General features: G+C 62.8%; 18 protein-coding genes. 15 read left to right on the top strand and 3 right to left on the bottom strand.

What is annotated here, in order from left to right:
- Positions 1 to 45 precede the first annotated feature (45 nt).
- Positions 46 to 3,201 carry a TonB-dependent receptor gene (locus tag K3136_RS05330; RefSeq protein WP_221431848.1) on the bottom strand — a complete coding sequence of 1,052 codons (3,156 nt, stop codon included), beginning with the start codon at positions 3,199 to 3,201 and terminating at the stop codon, positions 46 to 48.
- A gap of 155 nt (positions 3,202 to 3,356) precedes the next feature.
- Between K3136_RS05330 and K3136_RS05325 the strand changes: the two genes are divergently transcribed.
- The 7 genes from K3136_RS05325 (at position 3,357) to K3136_RS05295 (ending at position 10,410) form a co-directional block, all read left to right on the top strand.
- On the top strand, positions 3,357 to 4,865 hold the full coding sequence (locus K3136_RS05325; RefSeq protein ID WP_221431847.1) for a tryptophan halogenase family protein: 1,509 nt from the start codon (positions 3,357 to 3,359) through the stop codon (positions 4,863 to 4,865).
- Positions 4,866 to 4,906: 41 nt separating this feature from the next.
- Positions 4,907 to 5,497, top strand: a complete 591-nt coding sequence (locus K3136_RS05320) for a flavin reductase family protein (RefSeq protein ID WP_221431846.1) — start codon at positions 4,907 to 4,909, stop codon at positions 5,495 to 5,497.
- Positions 5,498 to 5,557: 60 nt separating this feature from the next.
- Complete coding sequence (locus K3136_RS05315; protein WP_221431845.1) at positions 5,558 to 6,535, top strand: NAD(P)H-dependent flavin oxidoreductase; 978 nt, start codon at positions 5,558 to 5,560, stop codon at positions 6,533 to 6,535.
- A 13-nt stretch (positions 6,536 to 6,548) separates the two neighbouring features.
- Complete coding sequence (locus K3136_RS05310) at positions 6,549 to 7,691, top strand: acyl-CoA dehydrogenase family protein (protein WP_221431844.1); 1,143 nt, start codon at positions 6,549 to 6,551, stop codon at positions 7,689 to 7,691.
- 10 nt (positions 7,692 to 7,701) lie between these two features.
- A complete protein-coding gene (locus tag K3136_RS05305) occupies positions 7,702 to 8,433 on the top strand; it encodes an SDR family NAD(P)-dependent oxidoreductase (protein ID WP_221431843.1) in 732 nt (243 codons plus the stop codon).
- A 186-nt stretch (positions 8,434 to 8,619) separates the two neighbouring features.
- A complete protein-coding gene (locus K3136_RS05300) occupies positions 8,620 to 9,642 on the top strand; it encodes an aldo/keto reductase (RefSeq protein WP_221431842.1) in 1,023 nt (340 codons plus the stop codon).
- A 93-nt stretch (positions 9,643 to 9,735) separates the two neighbouring features.
- The gene (locus K3136_RS05295; protein WP_247711444.1) at positions 9,736 to 10,410 is read left to right on the top strand and encodes a response regulator transcription factor; all 675 of its coding nucleotides are present in this window, start codon (positions 9,736 to 9,738) and stop codon (positions 10,408 to 10,410) included.
- A 76-nt stretch (positions 10,411 to 10,486) separates the two neighbouring features.
- Here K3136_RS05295 and K3136_RS05290 read toward each other — a convergent pair whose 3' ends face one another.
- Together K3136_RS05290 and K3136_RS05285 are read right to left on the bottom strand one after the other, a co-directional pair.
- Positions 10,487 to 13,243, bottom strand: a complete 2,757-nt coding sequence (locus tag K3136_RS05290) for a TonB-dependent receptor domain-containing protein (RefSeq protein ID WP_221431841.1) — start codon at positions 13,241 to 13,243, stop codon at positions 10,487 to 10,489.
- A 95-nt stretch (positions 13,244 to 13,338) separates the two neighbouring features.
- Positions 13,339 to 14,916 carry a hypothetical protein gene (locus K3136_RS05285; RefSeq protein WP_221431840.1) on the bottom strand — a complete coding sequence of 526 codons (1,578 nt, stop codon included), beginning with the start codon at positions 14,914 to 14,916 and terminating at the stop codon, positions 13,339 to 13,341.
- A 239-nt stretch (positions 14,917 to 15,155) separates the two neighbouring features.
- On the opposite strand from K3136_RS05285, the gene K3136_RS05280 reads away from it, so the two are divergent.
- From K3136_RS05280 to K3136_RS05245, 8 genes are all read left to right on the top strand, one after another.
- The gene (locus K3136_RS05280; protein WP_221431839.1) at positions 15,156 to 15,539 is read left to right on the top strand and encodes a hypothetical protein; all 384 of its coding nucleotides are present in this window, start codon (positions 15,156 to 15,158) and stop codon (positions 15,537 to 15,539) included.
- A 160-nt stretch (positions 15,540 to 15,699) separates the two neighbouring features.
- The gene (locus tag K3136_RS05275; RefSeq protein ID WP_247711443.1) at positions 15,700 to 16,332 is read left to right on the top strand and encodes a lytic transglycosylase domain-containing protein; all 633 of its coding nucleotides are present in this window, start codon (positions 15,700 to 15,702) and stop codon (positions 16,330 to 16,332) included.
- 4 nt (positions 16,333 to 16,336) lie between these two features.
- Positions 16,337 to 16,642: a TrbC/VirB2 family protein gene (locus tag K3136_RS05270; RefSeq protein WP_425594362.1), complete on the top strand. Its 306-nt coding sequence runs from the start codon at positions 16,337 to 16,339 to the stop codon at positions 16,640 to 16,642.
- 1 nt (position 16,643) lies between these two features.
- Positions 16,644 to 16,928 (top strand): VirB3 family type IV secretion system protein, encoded by a 285-nt coding sequence (locus tag K3136_RS05265; protein ID WP_221429147.1) that lies wholly within the window; start codon positions 16,644 to 16,646, stop codon positions 16,926 to 16,928.
- Positions 16,918 to 19,347 (top strand): VirB4 family type IV secretion/conjugal transfer ATPase, encoded by a 2,430-nt coding sequence (locus K3136_RS05260; protein WP_221431837.1) that lies wholly within the window; start codon positions 16,918 to 16,920, stop codon positions 19,345 to 19,347. Before K3136_RS05265 ends, K3136_RS05260 begins: the two co-directional genes overlap by 11 nt.
- The gene (locus tag K3136_RS05255) at positions 19,344 to 20,519 is read left to right on the top strand and encodes a TrbL/VirB6 family protein (RefSeq protein ID WP_221431836.1); all 1,176 of its coding nucleotides are present in this window, start codon (positions 19,344 to 19,346) and stop codon (positions 20,517 to 20,519) included. Before K3136_RS05260 ends, K3136_RS05255 begins: the two co-directional genes overlap by 4 nt.
- Positions 20,516 to 21,280 carry a TrbG/VirB9 family P-type conjugative transfer protein gene (locus tag K3136_RS05250; RefSeq protein ID WP_221431835.1) on the top strand — a complete coding sequence of 255 codons (765 nt, stop codon included), beginning with the start codon at positions 20,516 to 20,518 and terminating at the stop codon, positions 21,278 to 21,280. Before K3136_RS05255 ends, K3136_RS05250 begins: the two co-directional genes overlap by 4 nt.
- Entirely contained in the window at positions 21,280 to 22,398 is a 1,119-nt protein-coding gene (locus K3136_RS05245; protein ID WP_247711442.1) for a TrbI/VirB10 family protein, read from the top strand. The genes K3136_RS05250 and K3136_RS05245 overlap by 1 nt, the downstream gene beginning before the upstream one ends.
- Positions 22,399 to 22,410: the final 12 nt, after the last annotated feature.

Below are 22,410 nucleotides of genomic sequence, written 5' to 3'. Positions count from 1 at the left end.
CGGTCTTGCAACCGAGGCCCGCTCTCAATTCAACCTGATGCTACCTCAGAAATCGAAGCGGGCAAGGAAGGTGAAGCGGCGATCGTTGCGGAAAGCCGAGCGCGTGACGCGGTTGCCGTCGAAGTCGATAACCTGAGAGGTCCGGGTTACTTCGTCTAGCAGGTTCACGCCCTGGACGCCGAGCTTGATGTCCTCGGTGACCGAGAAGAACAGCGAAGCGTCGAGCTGACCGGTTGCCTCACCGTAAATCGGCGAGAATGGGAAGATCACGTCGCGAGGCGTCTGGAGGTACTCGGACCGCCAGTTGTATGCCGTACGAGCCGAGATCGGGCCCTTTTCGTAGAACAGCGTCGCGTTGACCGTGTGCTTGGAAACGCCCGGCTGGGGCAGGTCGCCGAACACGTCGCCACCGCTCGAGAAGTCCTTCGAGTCGATGTAGGTGTAGGTCAGAGCCGTGCCGAGGCCGTCAAGCGGTCCGGGCAGGAACTCGAACACGTCCTGATAGGCCAGTTCGACACCGCGCAGCTGCGCTTCGCCGAAGTTGATCGGACCATTGACCTGGACATCCGCAGTGGCGCCGCTCGGGCTGGTGATAGTCCGGAAGGACGGACCGAAGCCGAACAGTTCGCTGAAGTCCTTCTGGAACAGCGCTGCGGTGATCGAGCCGACATCGTCGAAGTAGTATTCGATCGAGAAGTCGTAGTTCCAGCTCTCGATCGGACGAAGGTTGCGGTTGCCGGTGAAGATGGCGAACAGCGGGCCTTCTTCGAGCGAGTTTGCGAGCTGCAGGGCGCGGGTGTTGTCGAAGATGGCGCCGCCGGTGCGGAACTCGGCGAGATCCGGACGCGAAATGCCCTTCGAAACTGCCACGCGGAACAGCAGGCCACCGCCCACATCCAGCTTGACGTTGGCTGCGGGCAGCCAGTTGTCGAAATTGATGTTGGCGCTGTCGTCGATGGTTTCGCCGGTAAATGCCGAAGCGAACTCGGCCTTGCGAGCGTCGCTCAGGTCGCAGTAGGCAGGTGCCTGCTGGCCGGGCTGTACGTTCGCACAGGCGTCGTTGATTTCAGCGACAGTTACCTGACCATCGTTGTCGAAGTCGAAGAAGTCCGGGAACGGGAAGTTCAGTTCGCCTTCGCTGCGGACGGTCGTGGTGACGTAACGCACACCGGCATTACCCGAGAGTTCCCAGCCATTGCCGAAGACGGTGCCGAAGTCGGCACGCAGGTAATAGGCATCGGTCGATTCCTCGACATCGCTGATTTCACCCGGGAGCCACGGGCCGCCCGGAACTGTACCACCGCGCGCGCTGATCGGGAACCAGGCGTTCGGGGTCAGGGTGAAGGCGGTAATTTCATTCGCCTGCTGCGTGATGTCACCGCTCAGGTAATCCGCAACGAGGTTGTCGCCACCGAAGAAGTAGGCAGAACCATCGCCAAACGGAATAGGCGCATTGCCGCGCTGGAAGTTGTCACCGAACGGATTGTACAGGTTCGAGGACTCAGGGAAGTCGAAGACATAGGCGCCGCCGCAGCCAAAGGCCTGGAAGTCGCCGCAGTTCCAGTTGCCGCCACGACCGGTCCAGGGCGCACCGAGGTTGCCCCAGTTCGAGAAGTTGGCGTTACGGGTCGTGCGTTCACGGTCGCCCCAGCGTGCACCGAACTTGACGTCACGCAGGAAGCCGTCGTCGCTGACGTTATAGTCGGCGTCGAAGCGCATGCTGGTAAGGTTGCCGTCGTTCTTGACCTGGTTGTCGAGCAGGAACCAGTAGAAGGTCCGTGCCGGATCGTTGAAGTAAGAAGTAGGCGAGGTGCCCGTGCCAGGCTCGAGGAAGGTGACCTGCGGCGTGTCGCCCGTGTTGTCGATCGACACGTTGGTATAGGTCTGCATCGCGCCGATGAAGCCGTTCTCGGTGCGGTCCGAATTGGTATGCTGGACCTCGATGTTCAGCGCAAGGCGATCGGTCGGAAAGAGGTCGATATCGATCGAGAAGTCTTCCGTGGCTGCATCATCTTCGCGCTGGAAGCGCAGCAGTTCGGTCGGGATACCCTGTCCGCCGGTGAACGGCTGGAGCTGGGTAAGCGTACCCGACTGGAAGATGCCGTTGTCGAAGGTCCAGGTGTCGACCGGGACAGGGAACAGGCCATCGTCGTTGACCAGCGCGAGAGCGGAAAACTCGTTGATGTTGGCCTGCGTTTCGGCGCGCAGGTATTCCAGCGTGATCAGCGCACTGCCGTCCGAAGCTTCCCACTGGGCAACGCCCGAGTATGCCTGGCGATCACGTTCGAGCGTGGTCGTACGCACGCCCGCGCCCTTGGGCACGACGACGCTGCCGGCCGGCGGGAAGTTGGTTTCGTCGAAGTTCGGGTCACCGAAATAGCCGCCAGAACCAACATTCACGATACGGAAGCAGGGGCCGTCCAGCGTGTCGGCGCGGTAGCAGGGGTCGGTAACCTGCGAAGCGTCGGTACGCGACACGAGTTCCTGCTGGGCATAGCCGAACTGCAGGCCGAAGGTGCCGATGTTGCTGTCCCACGTGTTCGAGATCAGGCCGGAGAAACCGGGCGACCATTCTTCCGCGAGATCGCCGACGTTCGCTTCGACCGTGCCGGCAACGCGCAGGCCCGGCGTGTCGAGCGGCTTGCGGGTCACGAGGTTCACGAGACCCGAGATGTTGCCGTCAATCATGTCGGCGCTGACATTCTTGTAAACTTCAACGCGACCGAGAAGCTCGGGGGAGATGTCGTTGAACTGAAGGACACGGCCGCCATTGGCCGAGAAGACTTCACGACCGTTGAGGTTGGAGAGCGTGTAGGGAAGGCCGCGAATGATCACGTTCGAACCTTCGACCGAGAAACGGTCGGGGTCGTCGCGCTGTTCGAAGCGGCTGATGTTTACGCCGGGAACGCGCTGGAGGGCTTCTGCGACCGAGCGATCGGGAAGCGCCCCGATGTCTTCTGCCGTGATGACGTCGACGACGGTATCGGCGTTTTCCTTGAAATCCTGCGCACTTTCGAGCGACTGACGGAAGCCCGAAACGATAATGACATTATCATCTTCGACAACCGTTTCAGCGTCTTCGTCTTCTTGGACATCCTGCGCGAAGGCCGGCTGTGCGGCCACCAGAGCAAGACCCGAAGCGGTCGTAAGCGCTGCGATTCGGCGCGCATAGTGCGCAACCGTATTGGATTTACGAGACATATTTCCTCCCTAGTCCCAAGACAGACGACGGCTCGAGCCATCATTCACCGATGTGTCATATTGCAGGTTGTGAGCGTTCACAATAGTCAATATACCGTTCGGCGCATTGCGTTGCCCTCTGGCAACAGATGCTATGTTTTGGCATGGGAGGGCGCATGGCTATCGAGCGTATCGTGATCGTTGGCGGCGGAACCGCCGGTTGGATGGCAGCGGCGGCCCTTTCGCGATTGCGTGCCGGGCGCGACGTCAGCATCACTCTGGTGGAATCCGAAGCGATCGGAACTGTCGGCGTGGGAGAGGCGACTATCCCGCCATTCGTCGATTTCAACCGCCTGCTCGAGATCGACGAGCGGGAGATGCTGGCTGCGGTGCAGGGCAGCTTCAAGCTGGGCATCCAGTTCGTGAACTGGGGCAAACAGGGCGACAGCTACATCCACCCATTCGGCAACTACGGCTACGAGATCGATGGCGTATCCTTCCACCATGTGTGGCACCGGATGCGGGAAAACGGTGATCAACGCCCGATTCAGGTCTTCAACCTCGAAACCATGGCTGCATTCTTCGGCAAGTTCGCTCGCAGCGAAGATTACCAGAAGCGCGGCGACCTGCCGCCGATGAACTATGCCTATCACCTCGACGCGGGCCGCTACGCCGCATTTCTGCGCAGCTACGCCGAGAAGCGCGGCGTGGTCCGTCAGGAAGGTCGGATTGCGGATGTCGCGCTCGACGGAGAGAGCGGCTATGTGACCAGCGTCTCGCTGGAAAACGGGGACCAGATCGAAGGCGACCTCTTCGTCGATTGCTCGGGCTTCCGCGGCCTTCTTATCGAGCAGGCGCTGGAGACAGGCTACGAGGAATGGACCAATTTCCTGCCGTGCGATCGTGCGGTGGCGCTGCCCTGCAAGCGTGACGACGGGAGCGGACCGCCCCCGTTCACGCGCGCAACGGCCCACAGCGCTGGCTGGCAGTGGCAGGTCCCGCTCCAGCATCGAAATGGCAATGGCCATGTCTACTGCAGCACCTATATGGAAGACGACGAGGCGCATGACATCCTCGTCAGGAATCTTGCCGGCAAGCCGCAGGCAGAACCGAACTTCTTGCGCTTCACAACCGGTCGCCGGAAGAAATTCTGGAACAAGAACGTCGTCGCGCTCGGACTGTCCGCGGGATTCATGGAGCCATTGGAATCGACGTCGATCCACTTGATCAACACCGGCGTGACCAAACTGATTTCCTGCCTGTCGCTGGATGGCATCACGCAGGCTCAGGAGAATGCGTTCAACCGCCTTACGGGGCGTGAATACGCGCGCATCCGCGACTTTCTCATCCTGCATTATAACGCGACAACGCGCGACGATTCCGAGTTCTGGAACTACTGCCGCACGATGGAAGTGCCCGATACGCTCAAAGAGAAGGTCGAGCTTTTCAAACACACGGGGCAGATCTTCCGCGAGGAAGACGAGCTGTTTACCGAGACGAGTTGGGCGGCGGTCATGCTGGGTCAGGGCATTCAGTTGGGCGGACGCAATCCGATGGCGGACGTCATCTCGACCGACACCCTCTCCAAGGAAGTCACCGGGATCGAACAGTCGATCCGCTGGCTGGTCGGGCAGATTCCCCAGCACGGCGATTACCTGAAGCAATATTGTCCCGCACCTGCGTGAGGCTTGCCCTCGGAGGGGCGCCGCTCTAGCGGTCGCTGCGCATGTTCGATCCCCTCGCTTTCCGCAGCGCTCTCGGCTCCTTCGCTACCGGCGTGACCATCGTCACGGCGCGCGATGCGTCGGGCGCGCCGGTGGGCCTGACCGCCAACAGCTTCAACTCGGTCAGCCTCGACCCGCCGATGGTGCTGTGGAGCCTGTCGCTTCATTCGGGCAGCCTGCCGGTCTTCCGCGACGCGGAGAACTGGGCGGTCCATGTGCTTGCTGCCGACCAGCAGCCCATGTCCGACCGCTTCGCAACGCCCGGCGTCGACAAGTTCGACGGGCTGGCGCTGGCCGACGGTCCCGAGGGTGCTCCGCTTATCGAGGGATGTGCCGCGCGCTTCGGCTGCCGCGCGCGTTTCGAATACGAAGGTGGCGATCACGCCATCTTCCTTGGCGAAGTACTCGATTTCGACCGGCGCGAGGCGGAGCCGCTGATCTATCATGGCGGCCAGTACGGACGCATCATGCGCGCGCCGACGGGAGCCGATCTCGAGCGCGAAGGCTTAGCAGAAGACACGGGCGAAAAGCTTTCCCTTACGGAACGGGGGGAGCAATTGCTCGAGGCGCTGGAGCGGGTGGCGAAGCGCTAGACTCTCCTTCCTCCCCCCGATACCGGTTGCAAAACGCAATCAGACTTGAGGAGAGGCCCCATGAAAACCCGCATCACCGAAATGTTCGGCATCAAGCACCCCATCATCCAGGGTGGCATGCATTATGTCGGCTTTGCGGAAATGGCGGCAGCGGTTTCCAATGCGGGCGGTCTGGGCATCATTACCGGCCTCACGCAAGGCACGCCTGAAAAGCTCGCCAACGAGATCGCGCGCTGCAAGGACATGACCGACAAGCCCTTCGGCGTGAACCTGACCTTCCTGCCCACGGTCAACGCGCCGGATTATCCGGGGCTGGTGCGCACCATCATCGAAGGCGGCGTGAAGATCGTCGAGACGGCGGGTAACAACCCGGCGCAGGTCATGCCTTTCTTCAAGGATGCGGGCGTCAAGGTAATCCACAAGTGCACCAGCGTGCGCCACTCCCTGAAGGCACAGTCGATCGGCTGCGATGCGGTTTCGGTCGACGGCTTCGAATGCGGCGGCCATCCGGGCGAGGACGATATTCCGAACATGATCCTGCTGCCGCGCGCAGCGGACGAGCTTGAAATTCCCTTCGTCGCCAGCGGCGGCATGGCCGATGGCCGCAGCCTCGTCGCCGCACTCGCCATGGGCGCGGACGGCATGAACATGGGCACGCGCTTCATCGCGACCAAGGAAGCGCCGGTCCACGAGAACGTGAAGCAGGCGATCGTCGCGGCCAGCGAGCTCGACACCCGCCTCGTCATGCGCCCGCTGCGCAACACCGAGCGCGTGATGACCAATGACGCGGTCGAGGAATTGCTCAAGATCGAGCAGGAAAAGGGTGACGACCTCAAGTTCGAGGACATCATCGAACAGGTCGCAGGCGTCTATCCGCGCATCATGACCGAAGGCGACATGGATGCAGGCGCATGGTCCTGCGGCATGGTGGCAGGCCTGATCAACGATATCCCGACCTGCCAGGAACTGATCGACAACATCATGAGCCAGGCCGAGGACATCATCACCCAGCGCCTCGCCGGTTTCCAGAACGCCTGAGGGAGCCGCAAGGATGCTCGATACTGCCAGGCGCTTTGCCTATAATGATGACCACGAAGCCTTCCGCGACACGGTGCGCAAGGTTTTTGCCGAACACATGGTCCCTTTCCTCGACAAGCACGAGGAAGAGGGCATCGTCGGACGCGAGGCATGGAAAGCGCTGGGCGAAGCGGGCATGCTCTGCCCGACCGTGGCCGAGGAGAACGGGGGGCTCGGCCTCGACTTCGGCTTCAACTGCGTGATTGCAGAGGAACTCAGCTACATGGGGTCGTCTGCCGGCTTCACCCTGCAGAACGACATCACGGTGAACTACTTCGAACGCCTCGGCACCGAGGAGCAGAAGAAGAAATACCTGCCGGGCATGGTGTCGGGCGACATCATCACCGCCATCGCCATGACCGAACCGGGTGCTGGCTCCGACCTGCAGGGCGTGCGCACCACCGCCAAGCTCGATGGCGACGAATGGGTCATCAACGGCTCGAAGACCTATATCACCAACGGGCAGAATGCCGATTGCGTGATCGTGGTCTGCAAGACCGACCCTTCGCAGGGCGCCAAGGGGACCTCGCTGATCCTCGTCGATGCAGGAACGCCGGGCTTCGAACGCGGGCGCAACCTGGACAAGATCGGCCAGCATGCCGCCGATACGTCGGAGCTGTTCTTCAACGATTGCCGCGTGCCGAAAGAGAACCTGCTCGGCGGGGAAGGGCGGGGTTTCGTCCACCTTATGGAGGAGCTGCCTCAGGAACGCCTTTCGATTGCCGTCGGCGCGCAGGCAGGTGCCCAGCGCGCCTTCGACGAGGCGGTGAAGTTCACCAAGGACCGCAAGGCGTTCGGCAAGACCGTGTTCGAGTTTCAGAACACCAAGTTCACGCTTGCCGATCTCGCCGCCAAGCTGCAGGTCGGCTGGGCCCATCTCGACTGGGCGATCGTCCGCCATCTCAAGGGCGAACTCACAACCGATGAAGCCAGCGCGGCCAAGCTGTGGCACACCGATCTGCAGTGGGAATGCTGCGATGCCGCGCTCCAGCTGCATGGCGGGGCGGGCTACATGAACGAATATCCCATCGCGCGGCTTTGGCGTGATGCCCGCGTCCAGCGCATTTACGGCGGAACGAACGAGATCATGAAAGAAGTCGTCAGCCGCGCAATCTGAGGAGAGTATTATGACCGATCCGCTCGATTATTCCGGCAAGACCGTCCTCGTGGTGGGGGGAACGAGCGGGATCGGTAACGGCATCGCGCAAGCCTTCCGCGCTGCGGGTGCGACGGTCCATGTCACCGGCACACGCGGCTCTGAGCAGGACTATCCCGATAGCGATATGGAAGGCCTTTCCTTCCACTCACTCGATGTCTCGGACCGCGACGCGGTCGATGCTTTCGACTGGCCCGATACGCTCGACGTGGTTGTGCTGTGCCAGGGCATTGCGCGCTATGGACGCGAGGAATTCACCCGCGAGGGCTGGGATGCTGTGATGGAGGTCAATCTCGACAGCCTGCTCGACTGCGCGAATGCCACGCGCCAGAAGCTCGCCGACACCGGCGGTTCGCTGATTATCGTGAGCTCGATCGGCGGGTATCGTGGCCTCGTCGGCAACCCGGCTTATGGGGCTAGCAAGGCGGGTGCGATCAGCATGGTGAAGTCGCTTGGGGTCGCCTTCGGGGCGGAGGGCATCCGCGTAAACGGCATTGCTCCGGGCTATGTCCACACGAAGATCAACGACGTGTTCCTGAAAGACGAGAAGTTCCAGAAGCAGACCATCGCCGCCACGCCCCGCGGCCGGCTGGGCCTGCCCGAGGATATGGCGGGTGCTGCGCTTTTCCTTGCCTCGCCGCTCGCCGATTTCATTGTCGGCCAGACGATCAGCGTCGATGGCGGCCTGAGCGTGGCTGGTTGACACGGCATTTTCCTACAGCTGCAAGGAATGGCATGGCCAAGCGATGGGGCACCAGAGAGATTTCGCTCAGGTGTCAACTTTGCATGGACTACAAAACGCTACGAAAATCAGGTATTTGTAGAGGAATAGGTGGGTTGGCATGGTGTCAATTCTGTCAACTTCGTAGTCAACAGGAGCAGGTCTCACATGGAATACACCAACCTCGGCCCCAGCGGCCTCAAGGTATCGCGCCTGTGCCTCGGCTGCATGAGCTATGGCGACACGACCAAGGGCTGGCACGGCGACTGGGTGCTCGGCGAGGACGAAAGCCGACCCTTCATCAGAGAGGCGGTGGAGGCGGGGATCAACTTCTTCGACACGGCCAACATGTATTCGAAGGGTGCGTCCGAAGAGGTGATCGGCAAGCTGCTGCCCGAATTCACGCACCGTGACGAAATCGTTCTCGCTACCAAGGCATTCCTGCCGTGGCGCAACACGCCCAATGCGGGCGGCAATTCGAGGAAGAGCCTGTTCCAGGCGATCGACGACAGCCTCGGCCGTCTCAAGATGGATTATGTCGACCTGTTCCAGATCCACCGGTGGGATCACTCGACCCCGATCGAGGAAACGATGGAGGCGCTCCACGACATCGTGAAGTCCGGCAAGGCGCGTTACATCGGCGCATCTTCCATGGCGGCGTGGCAGTTCGCCAAGGCGCAGGAAGTGGCGCGCAGCATGGGATGGACCAGCTTCATCTCGATGCAGAACCACGTGAACCTGCTCTACCGCGAAGAAGAGCGCGAGATGATCCCGCTGTGCGAAGACCAGGGCGTCGCGATCATTCCTTGGTCGCCGCTGGCGCGCGGGAAGCTCGCCCGGGCATGGGACGAAAGCACGGTCCGCAGCGAGACGGATGGCTTCGGCAAGACGCTCTACACGCAGAATGTCGATGCCGACCGCGATGTGATCGAGGCGGTCGGCGCGATTGCGGATGCGCGCGGCACCTCGCGTGCAACCGTTGCGCTGGCATGGCATTTCGCCAAGGGCATCACGGCCCCGATCATCGGCGCGACCAAGCCCGGTCACATCGGTGCGGCGGTCGATGCCATGTCGCTCGACCTGACCGAAGAAGAGGTCGAACGGCTGGAAAACCCCTACCTCCCGAAGGTGCCTGTGGGCGTGGTCTCGACCGCTCCGTCGTTCGGCAAGGTGACGCTGAAAAACGGCTGAACTTCGGAGTGTTACAAAGCCCGCAAGAGGGTCACAAACCAGTCACATGAATAGGCCACCGCTGCTCCTGTAACAGGGGACAAGGACACAGGCGTGGCCGTGATCAATATTCTGATGACTGCCGAAGAGGTCAACGCATTCGACGACTTCGACAATGGCGAAGTGCGCTATATTTTCGGCCACCTCACTTCAGCCGGACCGCAGCGTCTGATCGAAGGTTCTGTCTGCGCATTCGTGGACTGGGTCCTCGACGACCTGTCCGGCCTCGAGATGTGCCGACGCCTGCGGGCCGATCCGCGAACGACCGACGCACATATCACCATGGTCCTCGAGATCTGCGATGCCGAAGACAAGCGGCGCGCACTGGCTGCTGGTGTGGACGATTATGTTGTCGGCCCGGTCGATCGCACCGTGATTCTCGACCGCGTCCTTGCGCTCGGCACGGGCCGTATTGCTCAAGTCGGGTCGAGGCCGTTCAGACTGGGCAATCTCGAGATCGACTTGCCGGCCCTTCAGGCGCGCTGGGACGACAAGCCCATTACGCTGCGGCCCAATGAATTCCGCTTGCTGCGCTTCTTCGCCGAGAATGCCGACCGCGTGCTCAGTCGCACCGAACTGATCGTCGGGTTGGGCAAGCAGGATCCCCCGATCGACGAACGGACTGTCGATGTGTGGATCGGACGCCTGCGCCGCGCGCTGCGCAGTGTCGGTGCCGGCGAACCGATCCGGACCGTGCGCTCGCTCGGCTACGTCTACGACAGCCACTGACTTTCCCGAAAGGGCGCATAAAAAGAGGGCCGCTTCACGGTGAAGCGGCCCCTTTTAGTCGTTCGAGGAGGGTTTCTCAGAACTTGATCGATGCGCCCAGGCTGATGCTGCGGCCGACATCGTAGCTGTTGATGTCGATCCGGTTGGTGCCGTTGGTCTGGAATTCCTCGTGGTCGCGGCCGGTCAGGTTGCGCGCCTCGAATTTCAGTTCCAGTTCCTTGTCACCGAACACCTCGAAGCCCTGGCGGACCACGAAGTCGAGCGTGAGGCCGGGTTCCTCGATGATGTCGGGCAGGGGGCCTGCGCCTCGGCTGGTCACACGCTCGCTGGCGTATTTGAGCAGCACGGTGAACTGGCTCAGGCGGTCGAGATCTTCGAGGCCGAGCTGGAGGTTCACGAGGTGGTCCGACTGTCCGGTAAGCGGAACGCCGTTATCGAAGAAGTTGGTTGCCGGCTGGTCGGCAAAGGGGAAGACGCTGGCGATGTCGTCAGGTCCGACTTTGATTTCCGACTGGGTATAGGTGTAGTTCGCGATCAGCACGAGCTGCTGGCTGTCGAACCAGCCGCCAAGGTCCATGAGATCGAAATTGTACTGCAGCTCTGCCTCGCCGCCGTACAGCTCTGCGCTCGGGGCATTGGCGAAGCCGCTGATAATCTCGTTGTCCGAGAAGCTGGTGAAGACCTCGATCGGGTTTTCGATTTCCTTGTAGAAACCGGCCACGCTCGCACGGCTGCCGCCGCCGATGTAGTATTCGAGGCGCGCTTCGTAGTTCGTCAGCTCGCTGTCGACGAGACGCGGGTTGCCATTGAACTGACGGTTGGTCTCCGGATCGAAATAGGTCTGGAAGATCAGCTCGCGGAACTGCGGGCGAGCGATGGTCTTTGAGGCGCTGGCGCGGAACTGGAGGCTGTCGGTCAGCTCCCAGGTCAGCGTGCCGCCCGGCAGCCAGTAATCGTTCTCGAGCAGCGTGCCGCTGGTCGAGCCGAGGGGTTCTGCGAAGACCTCGACAGCCTCGACCGACTGGACCGCATCTTCGTAACGCACGCCGACATCGATGGAGAGCGTGTCGAAGGGGCGGATGTTGACCTTGCCGTAAGCGGCATGGATTTCCAGCGCCGCGGCAAAAGCGGGGTCCGACTGCGTGGTTTCGAAGATGGTCAGGTTGTAGGGACCGATGCCGCCTTCCGCTTGCGCGTCGGGATCGAATGCGAAGTCGATCAGCGCATCGCCGAGAAGGTTGTCCGGACGGAACGCGCCGAAGGCATCGGGGAAGCCCGATGAAGCGCGAATGTCGAATTCGCGGCGGGTCGAGAAGCGGTCCGTGTCGGTATAGGCATAGCCGACGGTGGCATTGAGCCCGTCGGTGACGAAATAGCCAACGTCGATCCCGCCGTACCACAGATCTTCCTTGAGGTCCGAGAAGGAGACGATCGCGCCGCCACGCTGCGGGTCGAGCGTGTTGAGGTAGACATCGCCGAACGGATCGTTGGCGTTGTTGGTGCGGACGTATTCGAAGGTCCATTCGAACGGTGCTTCGCGCTTGGTCTGCGCATAGCCACCGCGAAGGTCCACCGACAGATCGCCGGATTCGAGCTCGCCGACGAACTGGCTGTTGAACAGCTGGCGTTCGAACCAGGAGGTATCCTGGATCAGTTCCTCATCGTCATCCTGGAAGTCGATGCCCTGTTCGAGCGACGCGCGCTTGAGCGTGTCGTGGATGTAGAGGTTGGTGAAGCGGAACTTGTGTTCGCCAAGTTTGAGACCGAAGCCGAGCAGGCTGTTGACCAGCACGCGGTTGTCGGTGACGAATTCGTTGAAATCGGTGTCGAGATCGAGGTCGGCGTTCACGGCGGTCTGCTTCGTGATGAAGCGGTTGCGCCACTTGTTGCTGATCGATCCGGTGGCGATGATGCCAAGCAGCCCGTCGGAGCCCACGTCGAACGAGGTTCCTGCGGTCACGCCGGCGCTAAAGTTCGCCGGAATGTCGCCGATCTTCTGCACGAGGTAGAGGTTCGGGTCGTTCAGGTCCTGCAGGATGGCGCGCGTGTCGACGCCATCGTCATTGATGCGCGCGCCGCTGTCGAAGAAGCCCTGCAGCGCACCGTAATTGCCGACGTCGCGGCGGCCCTGGTCGAAACCGGTCCAGTCCCAGTTGCCGCCGAAATAGGTATAGCCCGGGCCGAAGGTGGTCTCGCTGTCGCCCGAGAGCGAGCCGCTGACGGTCAGGAAACTTTCGGTCGGGATCGCACGGGTGGTGAGGTTGATAACACCACCGCCGAATTCGCCCGGGAAGTTGGCCGAATAGGTTTTCTGCACGAGGCTCGATGCGACCACGCTGGTCGGGAAGATGTCGAGCGGCACGACGCGGCTGAGCGGCTGCGGCGAGGGAAGCGGCAGGCCGTTGAGGAGCGCCAGCGAATAGCGATCGCCGAGGCCGCGGACATAGACGAGGCCGTTGCCCTGCTGCGAAAGGCCGGTGACGCGGCCAAGCGCGCCGGCAATGTCGCCTTCGCCCGTACGGGCGATGCTGGCCGTGTCGAGCACCGTGACGACCTGCGGCGAGGCGCGCGTCACATCTCGAGTGCGGCGTCCGGTGACGACGATGGTGCCGCCGGGGATCGAGATATCCGGTTCGGCCTGCTCTTCTTCCACGACATCGCCGGGAACGGTTTCGTTGGCCGTTTCGACGTCATCGGTCAGTTCCTGATCGGGAACTTCCTCTTCGGTCGGCGGCGGCCCCTCTGCCCCGGTGCTCTGCGCAATGGCGGCAGCGGGAAAGGTCAGGGCGGTGGAGAGCAGGAGCAGCCCTGCAAGCTGCTTGCCAGTGGACATCGTGTTGACCCCCTCAGTTCAGGTCGAAATTCGGTACAATTCGAAAAGAGGCGGGAGGGCGCGATACTGCGCTCCCCCGCCTCCGATACGGTCGATCAGTTGTAGACCGGCAGGCTGGTGCAATCGCTGACGTTGCTGTCGAACGTCACCGTGCTCGAGTTGCAGGTCCAGCCGTTCACCCAGTCTGCATTCTCGGTGAAGACGGCGCCGATGCGGGCCGGCAGCTCGAAGAAGCTGGCCCATGCGGTCACGTCGAACACCGGTACTGCGTCTTCGTTGCTTCCGTTGAGGAACAGCGAGGTCAGCGTGTTGGTGAATGCCGAATTGGTGTTGGTGCCGGCGTTGAAGCGGGTTTCGATTTCCGCTGCGGTCACGCCCGAGCTGTCGCGGAAGGGCGACGATGCACAGTCGAGAACCACCGAGTCGAAGGCGACCGGGCCGCTTTCGTCGATGCTGGCGTCGGCAGCGCGGTTCAGTTCTTCCGGACCGTCGATGCGCAGGCAGGGCGTGCCCTGGGTCGATACGATGACCGAGTTGGCGATCGAGTAGTCGGCGAAACCGCGGATACGAACGACCTGGTCGTCAGCCTTCTGGTGGACGAAGGTTGCGTTCGAGATGCGCGTGTCCTGGCGCGGCGTGCTTTCGTTGAAGGCGTTGTCGCTGTCAGCCTCGATGATCGTGTCACCGGCGCCGGGGCGCTGGATCGCGATGAGGTACTGGATGTTGGCCTTCACGCCGGTATCGGTGTCGATGCTGTCGTCTTCCGCGCCGACCACGATCATGTTCCTCACATTCACACGGCCGCCGAAGAATTCGACGCCGTCATCCGAGCTGTTGTAGCTCATGATGTTGTTGAGGACGGTGCCCGAACCAGTGCCGCCGGTGGTCAGCGACTGGAGTTCGCTGTCGCCCGAGAGGACGAAGCCCGAGTAGCGGATCTGGACGTAGCTCATCGTGCCCGAGCTGTCGCCCGGCGTCGCGCCGCCGAAGATGGCCGGCTGAGCAGCGCCTTCGACCTGGCGTTCGCAGTTCACCGTGCCCGGGGTTGCGCCCGATGCGATGCAGTCGGTGACAGGAGCGCGGCCCGACAGGACGACGCCGCCCCACTGGCCCGACGAGCTGTCGTTGTTGAGGCCGAGAACGTTGTCGCGGCTGGTGAAGATGATCGGGCGGTCGGCGGTGCCAACGGCGTCGATCGTGTTGCCACGGTTGACGTTGAGGAAGCTCGAACCCGAAGCGTAGATGATGACGCCCGGTTCGATGGTCAGCTCGACATCGGTATCGTCGAGACCGTCCGAATTGGTCGGCGACGGACCGCCGTCGGTGCCGACATCGACGCGGCCGTTCATGCGGTAGAGCAGGCCTTCGATGTAAGGCAGCGTGGCGCTGGCGTTGAAGCGCGCGGGCATGGTGCAGACACGGTATTCGCCGGTCGGACCTGCAATCGTGCCATCATCGGTGAGGCCTTGCGGGTCGCTGATGGTGGGGCAGCCGGCTGCCGGCGTCACCATGGTGCCAGCAGTCGGGGTAGGGGTAGGCGTGCTGCCTCCGCCGCCGCCGTTGTTGATGGTGATGTTGCCGCCGGTGCCGGGCGAGACGATTTCGTCTGCGCCGCAGCCGGCCAGGGCAATGGCGGAAGCGCCGAGAATAAGCGAACGGTGAAAATTGGTCACGGATACGGTCCCCTCAAAAACCGGGAAAGAATCGGAATTTCGAATGCGAATTCGTTGATCGCGACTCGCCCGCTACGGACGCCGTGTGACAGTTTGTGTTGGTTCGTGACCGTTGTGTTGCAGTTTCAACAGCTTTCGTGCGCCAAACCCAACATTTCAGAAATATGACAATGTTACGGTTTTGTTGCAGCCGCCGTGGCTCAGCGATATCCAGACTCCATAAGAATGGGAGAATAAGGATGTCACTGATCGCAGCTGCCACCCTTCTGGTGTTCGCAACCGAAGGCACCCTCGTGGTGACCGCACCCGACACCGAGTACGATATCGGGTACGAGGAACTCGTCGCCGGCCATGACCGTGAAGCGCTCAAGGCTATCGAGGAATGCGAGAAACTTTCGGACCACGACCCTGCTCGCCAGATCAATCACGCAGTCGCTCTTGCGCGCGTGGGTGAATATGACGAGGCCCGTGCGCGCTTCGCTGCCGCTGCCCGTAATGCGGACAGGTACGAACTCGAGACTGCTACCGGAGACTGGGTGGATTCCCGCGTGCTGGCGCGCCGCGGTCTCGCGATGATCGATCGCGGTGAGTTCAGCCAGTATGTGGCGCTTGCCAACCGGTAAGCGTGTCACACATTAAGGGGACACCCCCAGGTAGAGCCCGTTTCCTTTCGTGAAATGGGCTCTTTTTTTGCTCGCTTAGGCGCAATTTAACCATATTCATGATTACGTCACCCTTCTGTCATGTATGAGGGTCATTGGGGCCGCACGGAGGGTGTACGACATGATTCGCACACACCCGGCGTTGGTGACGGGATTGATTTGCACCGCGCTGGCCGCCTTCCCGGCGAAGGCGGATGTAATGGAGATCGATGGTGACGGTGCACGCTGGAAAGCCGGCGGGGGCACTGCCTTACCTGCTGCGCAAAGCGTGAACGCCGCATTTGCCGCGCCTGTCGAAGAGGTGCCGGCAGAGATTTTCGTGCCGGATATCGTCGTTGCCGACCCTGTCGCCCATGCCAGCGGGGTCCCGGAAATTTACCGCGCCAAGGTGGCCGAGCTGTCGGCCAAGTACGACCTCAGCGAATCGCTGATCGAAGCGATGGTCTGGCAGGAAAGCCGCTGGCGGCACGATGCCGTGTCGCCCGTCGGCGCGCAGGGCCTTGCGCAATTGATGCCCGGCACCGCGCGCGATCTCGGTGTCGATCCCAAGGATCCCTTCGCAAACCTCGAAGGCGGCGCACGCTATCTTCGCGAGCAGCTTGACCGGTTCGACGGCGATTTGGAGAAAGCCCTTGCCGCTTATAATGCCGGGCCGGGACGGGTCGAACGTGCCGACGGCATTCCGCGCATTCGCGAAACCCAGAATTATGTCGCCTCGATCATGGGGCGGCTTGCAGATCACTCACGGGAGTAGAAGTTTGAAATCGTTTCTCGCCAAGCTGGCCGCACTGGTGGCCCTTGCAAGTCCTTCTGCCGCCTTCGCGCAGCAGGTCCAGGCAGATCCGGCCGGTTCGGGTCCGATCGTCAATGCCCTTGGCTGGCTGCAGGGCACGCTGCTCGGCAATGTCGCGACTGCCGTGGCGGTCATGGCCGTGGCCGCTGTCGGCTTCATGATGCTTACCGGCCGCCTCAACTGGCGTTTCGGTGCGACCGTGATCATCGGCGTTTTCATCCTCTTCGGCGCGGCCTCGATCGTTGCCGGTATCCAGGGCGTGGCGGCATAAGATGACCGCTCTCGTTCGCCACCCCGTCCACAGAGCGCTCACGCGTCCGCAGATGTTTGCGGGCGTGACGTTCAACTATTTCATCATCAACGGGGTGGTGACGACCGAGATATTCCTGATCACCGGCAGCTTCTGGGCGCTGTTCGCAGCGCTCGTGATGCACGGCGTCGGTTACTTCGCCTGCCTGCGCGAACCGCGCATTTTCGACCTGTGGATCACCAAGGTTTCGAAGTGCCCGCGGGTGAAGAACTACAAGCACTGGGGGTGCAACAGCTATGCCGCGTAAAGGCAAATGGATCGGCCCTGCCTCGTGGAGCGCCAAGGAAGCCCGTGCCGGCGACCGCCTCCCTTACGCGCGGCTGGTCGACGAAAGCACCGTCCTGCTGCGCGACGGTAGCGTGATGACGGCGATCCAGGTCCCCGGACTGCTGTTCGAGACCGAGGATAGCGACGCGCTCAACGCCCATGCGGCCACGCGCGAAGTGATGCTGCGTTCGACGCTCGATGCGCGCTTCGTGCTCTATCACCACGTCATCCGCCGCCGTGTCTCGGTGGAATTGGATGCCGAATTCCCCGATCCGATCAGCCGCCATATCGATGCGCGCTGGAAAGAACGGCTCGGCTCGGGCCAGCTGTTCGTGAACGACCAGTTCATCACGCTTATCCGCCGCCCCGCACGCGGCAAGGCCGGCCTGGTCGAACGCGTCGGCAAGAAGATGCGCGGCCGCAAGGACCGGCTCGAGGCCGATCCCAAAGACCTGCGCTCGCTGCGTGCTGCAGCGCAGGGCCTTGTCGCCTCGCTGCAGTCCTACGGCGCCACCGTTCTGGGCGAATACACCGGCCCGCAGGGCAATGTGAATTCGGAAATGCTCGAGCTGCTCTCGGCGCTCTACAATGGCGAGATGCGCCCCGTGCGCAAGCCGAGCGAAGACGTCGATCTCGGCATGATGCTGCCCTATCGCCGCGTCAGCTTCGGTCTCGATGCGATCGAGCAGCGCGGTTCGGGCTCGCCCGACTTCGCCTCGATCCTCGGCCTCAAGGATTATCCGGAGGCAACCAGCCCCGGTCTGCTCGACGGCCTGCTGCGCCTGCCGTTCGAGATGGTCGTATCGGAAAGCTATGCGCCGACCGAGCGCCAGACCGCGCGTGAACGCATGGACCTCGCCATCCGCCGCCTGAAGAGTGCGGACGAGGAAGCCGCCGCAGAACGTGCAGACATGATGGCCGCGCGTGACGAGCTGGGGGCGGGCGCTGTCGGTTTCGGCGATCATCACCTCACCGTCATGGTCAAGGAACGTGATCTCGGCCGTCTCGACGATGCGACTGCCGCCTGTGCTGCCGCTCTTGCCGACACCGGCGCGATCGCCGTGCGCGAAGACACCAATCTAGAGCCTGCTTTCTGGGGGCAGTTCCCCGGCAATGAGGGCTATCTCGTGCGCCGTGCGCTGATCTCCAGCGCCAATATGGCGAGCTTCGGGTCCTTGCACGGCTTCGCGCTCGGCCAGCCGCATGACAACCATTGGGGCGATGCGGTCACGCTGCTGGAAACCACCAGCGCAACGCCCTTCTTCTTCAATTTCCATCACGGCGACCTCGGCAATTTCTCGGTCATCGGGCCCTCGGGTTCGGGTAAGACCGTGGTGATGAACTTCCTCGCCGCGCAGGCGCAGAAGTTCGCGCCCCGCACGATCCTGTTCGACAAGGATCGCGGTGCCGAGCTGTTCGTGCGCGGTATTGGCGGGCGCTACGACAGCATCCGTGCAGGCCATCCGACCGGCTTCAACCCGATGTCGCTCGAAGACACGCCGACCAACCGTGCCTTCCTGCGCGACTGGCTGGGCGTGCTGCTGAAGGCGGAAGGTCCCGAGGAAGAAGCGACAATCGCGGCTGCGGTCGATGCCGCCTATGCCAACGATGCTTCGCTGCGCCGTTTGCGCCATTTCAAGGAATTGCTTTCGGGCAGCCGCCGTCCGCTTCCGGGCGACCTTGCAGACAGGCTGGCTGCGTGGATCGGCGAGGGCGAGCATGCCTGGCTGTTCGACAATGCCGAAGACCGTCTCGACATGTCGGCTCGCGTGCTCGGCTTCGACATGACCGCGCTGCTGGAAAATCCCAAGCTGCGCACCGCAACGATGATGTATCTCTTCCACCGCATCGAGGAGCGTCTGGACGGCAAGCCGACCATGATCCTCATCGACGAAGGGTGGAAGGCGCTGGATGACGATGTCTTCGCTGCGCGTATCCGCGACTGGCTCAAGACGCTGCGTAAGCGCAACGCACTGGTGGGCTTTGCCACCCAGTCGGCACGCGACGCCCTCGAAAGCCGTATTTCGACCGCGCTGGTCGAGCAGACCGCGACGATGGTTTTCATGCCCAACAGCCGCGCACGGCCCGAGGATTACTGCGACGGCTTCGGCCTTACCACGCACGAACTCGCGCTGATCCGCACGCTGCCTGCGCACAGCCGCTGTTTCCTCGTGCGCCAGCCCGATGCGAGCGTCGTGGTGCGCCTCGACCTCTCGGGCGCGCCCGAAGTCCTGACGCTGCTGTCCGGCCGTGAAAGCTCGGTGCGCCGTCTCGACAGCCTGCGCGAAGCGATGGGCGATGCGCCTGCAGACTGGTTCCCCGCGCTCACGGGCTCGGCATGGCCGGGCGGTGCCAACGACACCAACGACAATATCGAGATCGGACAGGCTGCCGAATGACCAGCGCAGCGTGCCAGGAAGTCGCCGGACAGGTAGGTAACGGCGTCGCAGCAGCACTGCGCGGCGTCGATTGCGTTGCCGGTGAAGCGAGTGCGGCAGCTTTCGGCAAGCTGTTCGCGCCCGGCGGCGCGCTTGGCACGACGCTGACCATCGTACTGACGATCTATGTGGCGATTTTCGGCTACCTGCTGCTGACCGGCCGCACCAATATCGGTGTACGTGCGCTGATCCCGCGCATGATGACGCTGGGCCTGGTCCTCACCTTCGCCACCAGCTGGGTCGCTTACCAGAGCGTGGTGTGGAACCTGTTCGTCGGCACGCCTGACTATCTCGCGGGCGTCCTCACCGGCACGCAAGGCTCTGCCACCGATGTCTTCGCGCAGAAGATCGATGTCGTTTTCATCGCGATCCAGGAAGCCAGCGGAAATAACCAGGATTTCTCGGCCTTCAGCCCGCACGGCATGATGTGGCTCGGCGCCATGCTGTTCATGCTCGGCACCGTCGGCTTGTTGGTCACGACCAAGATCGCTCTCGGTATCCTGGTGGCGCTGGGACCGATTTTCGTCGTCCTGGCACTCTTCAACGGCACACGCGGGCTCTTCACCGGCTGGCTCAAGGGCCTCGTCATGTGCGCGCTCGCGCCGCTCTTCGCGGTGCTGGGCGGGTCGATCATGCTCGAGCTTTCGGTGCCGATCCTTTCGGCCCTGACCGAACAGCCGGGCGTTGTCCCCGCGCAGGCAGGCATGGCTTTCTTCATGATCGGTGCGGTTCACGTCGCGCTGATGGTCATGGTCTTCAAGGTCGCGGCCGCAATGGTATCGGGCTGGACCGTTTTCGGCCTCGTGCCCTCGAAGGAAGATGGCGGCACCGATACCAAGAGCGCGCCGGCTCCTGCGCCCGTCGTGACGCAGCCGCTGGCGCAGGCCCAGGCCGCCACGCAGGCGAGCGACCAGGCGCGCCGCATCGACGTGTCCGCCATTTCCACCGGCGCCGCCGCAAACGACAGCAGCGCGGGCGGCTCCTCGCGCACGACCAAGGTTTACGCCACCGCTTCAGGTGGCGCTCAGGTCTCTCCCACTACGGCGGGACCAAGTCGCACATCGGGCATCGGCAGCCGGTTCAAGTCCGCACCGCCGCGCAGCCTCGACAGTTCTACGGAGAAAAAGTCATGAATCGCGCGCTTATTCCGGCGCTCGCGCTCGCAGTCCTTGCAACGCCCGCAGTGGCGGATTCGCGCCTGCAGGAAGTCATGTATGACGAGTTCTCCGTCGTCACCCTCCCGGGCCGCGTCAACGTGCAGGCCAGCATCGTCTTCGGCGATGACGAGGTGATCGAGAATGTCGCCATCGGCAATTCGCAGACGTGGCAGGTGACGCCCAACAAGCGGGCGAACATCCTCTTCGTCAAACCGCTCGAGCCGCGTGCGGCAACCAATCTGACGGTCGTCACCAGCAAGCGCACCTACCTGTTCGACCTCGTCGCCAGCCCGAATGCAAAGCCGGTCTACGTGCTGCGCTTCGACTATCCGGTCGACCTGGAGGAGGAAGCGCGCAAGGCAGAAATGGCGCAGGCTGCTGCCGCTGAGGCCCAGCCGGAAGATCCGTTCTCTTCGGTCGATCCTGCCGATCTCAACTTTGCCTGGAGCGGCGAGGGCGATGCCAGCCTGCTGCCCGACCGCGCCTTTGACGATGGCGAAGCCACTTTCCTGACCTGGCCTTCGGGACGCGATGTCCCGGCCATCCTCGTGGCCAATGCCAAGGGTACCGAGGGTCCCGTCAACTACACCGTTCGCGGCGATACGATCGTCATCGACGGCGTCCCGCGCGCGCTCATCCTGCGTTCGGGCGATGACAGCGCGACGCTGGTGAACACCGGTCCGCAGCGCAGCACGAATACGGCCGAGACCGCACTTGCCCAGAAGGGGAACAACTGATGCGCAACACGCTGAAGATGCCGACCAAGGCTGGCGGCGCGAACATCGCCAACGATATCGATCCGCGCGACGAGAGCGATGCGGAAGTCATCGACCTTGCCCAGCGCAATGCGTTCCCCGCAGTGGCACGCCAGGGCGGGAAGAGCGATGCCATGGGCATGGTGGCGGGTATCGCCATCGTTGCGGGCCTCGGGGCGATTACGCTGTGGAGCATGAATGCTGCTCGTACGCCCGAACCGCAGGGCGTTGGTAATCCGCAAGTGGCCGCTCCTGCACCTGCACAGGTCGTAGCGCCGGCCACTGTGCCCGCTGCCGTGCCTCCCGCGCAGGGCAATGCGGGCGCGGTGCCTGCACCCGCTCCGGTCCTGTCCGCGCCGCCCCAAACCGTTCCGGCGGGCAATCCCTTCAACAACCCGACTGTCGTATTCGACGGCACTGCCCCGATGAGCCTTGCGGCGAATCCGGCGGCAGAGGGGGCGGCTTTTTCCGGCGCGCCTGCCGAGGGCAATTCCGCTTCCGATTTCGCGAGCCGCGTGGGCGGCGTTGGTGGCGCTCCGGCGCAGGCCAAGGCCATGACCAACCCAGCGACCACGGTCACGCAGGGTACGCTGATCCCCGCAATCCTCGAGACGGCGATCGACACGAACGTGCCGGGCTATGTCCGCGCGGTGGTGAGCCAAGACGTGCGCAGCTTCGATGGCAGCCGCGTGCTCGTCCCGCGTTCGAGCCGCCTGATCGGCCAGTACCAGTCGGGCATGCAGAACGGCCAGAAGCGTGCCTATGTGATCTGGACGCGCCTCATTCGTCCCGATGGCGCATCGGTCAGCCTCGCATCGCCGGCGATCGGTTTCGACGGCACCACGGGCCTCGAAGGCAAGGTCTCTGGCAACGGCTTCTTCAACCGCTTCGGTTCGGCCATGCTGCTCTCCGTCGTCGGCGGCCTCGGTACGCTGGCCACGGGCGGAGCGGGCGGTATCGTCCTGGGCGGAGCCAGCCAGTCCGCAGCGGCAACCGCTGCCGAACAGGACGGCTCGCGCAGCCCGACCGTGCGCGTGAAGATCGGCGAACCGATCCGTATCTTCACTGCCCGCGACCTCGATTTCTCGCGCGTCAACTGATCGGGAGCGTGA

The sequence above is a fragment of the Qipengyuania gelatinilytica genome, from assembly GCF_019711315.1.
GTDB classification, from domain to species: Bacteria; Pseudomonadota; Alphaproteobacteria; order Sphingomonadales; family Sphingomonadaceae; genus Qipengyuania; species Qipengyuania gelatinilytica.
Note: the sequence above shows the minus strand (reverse complement) of the source record. Positions and strands in the feature narration are given on the sequence as shown.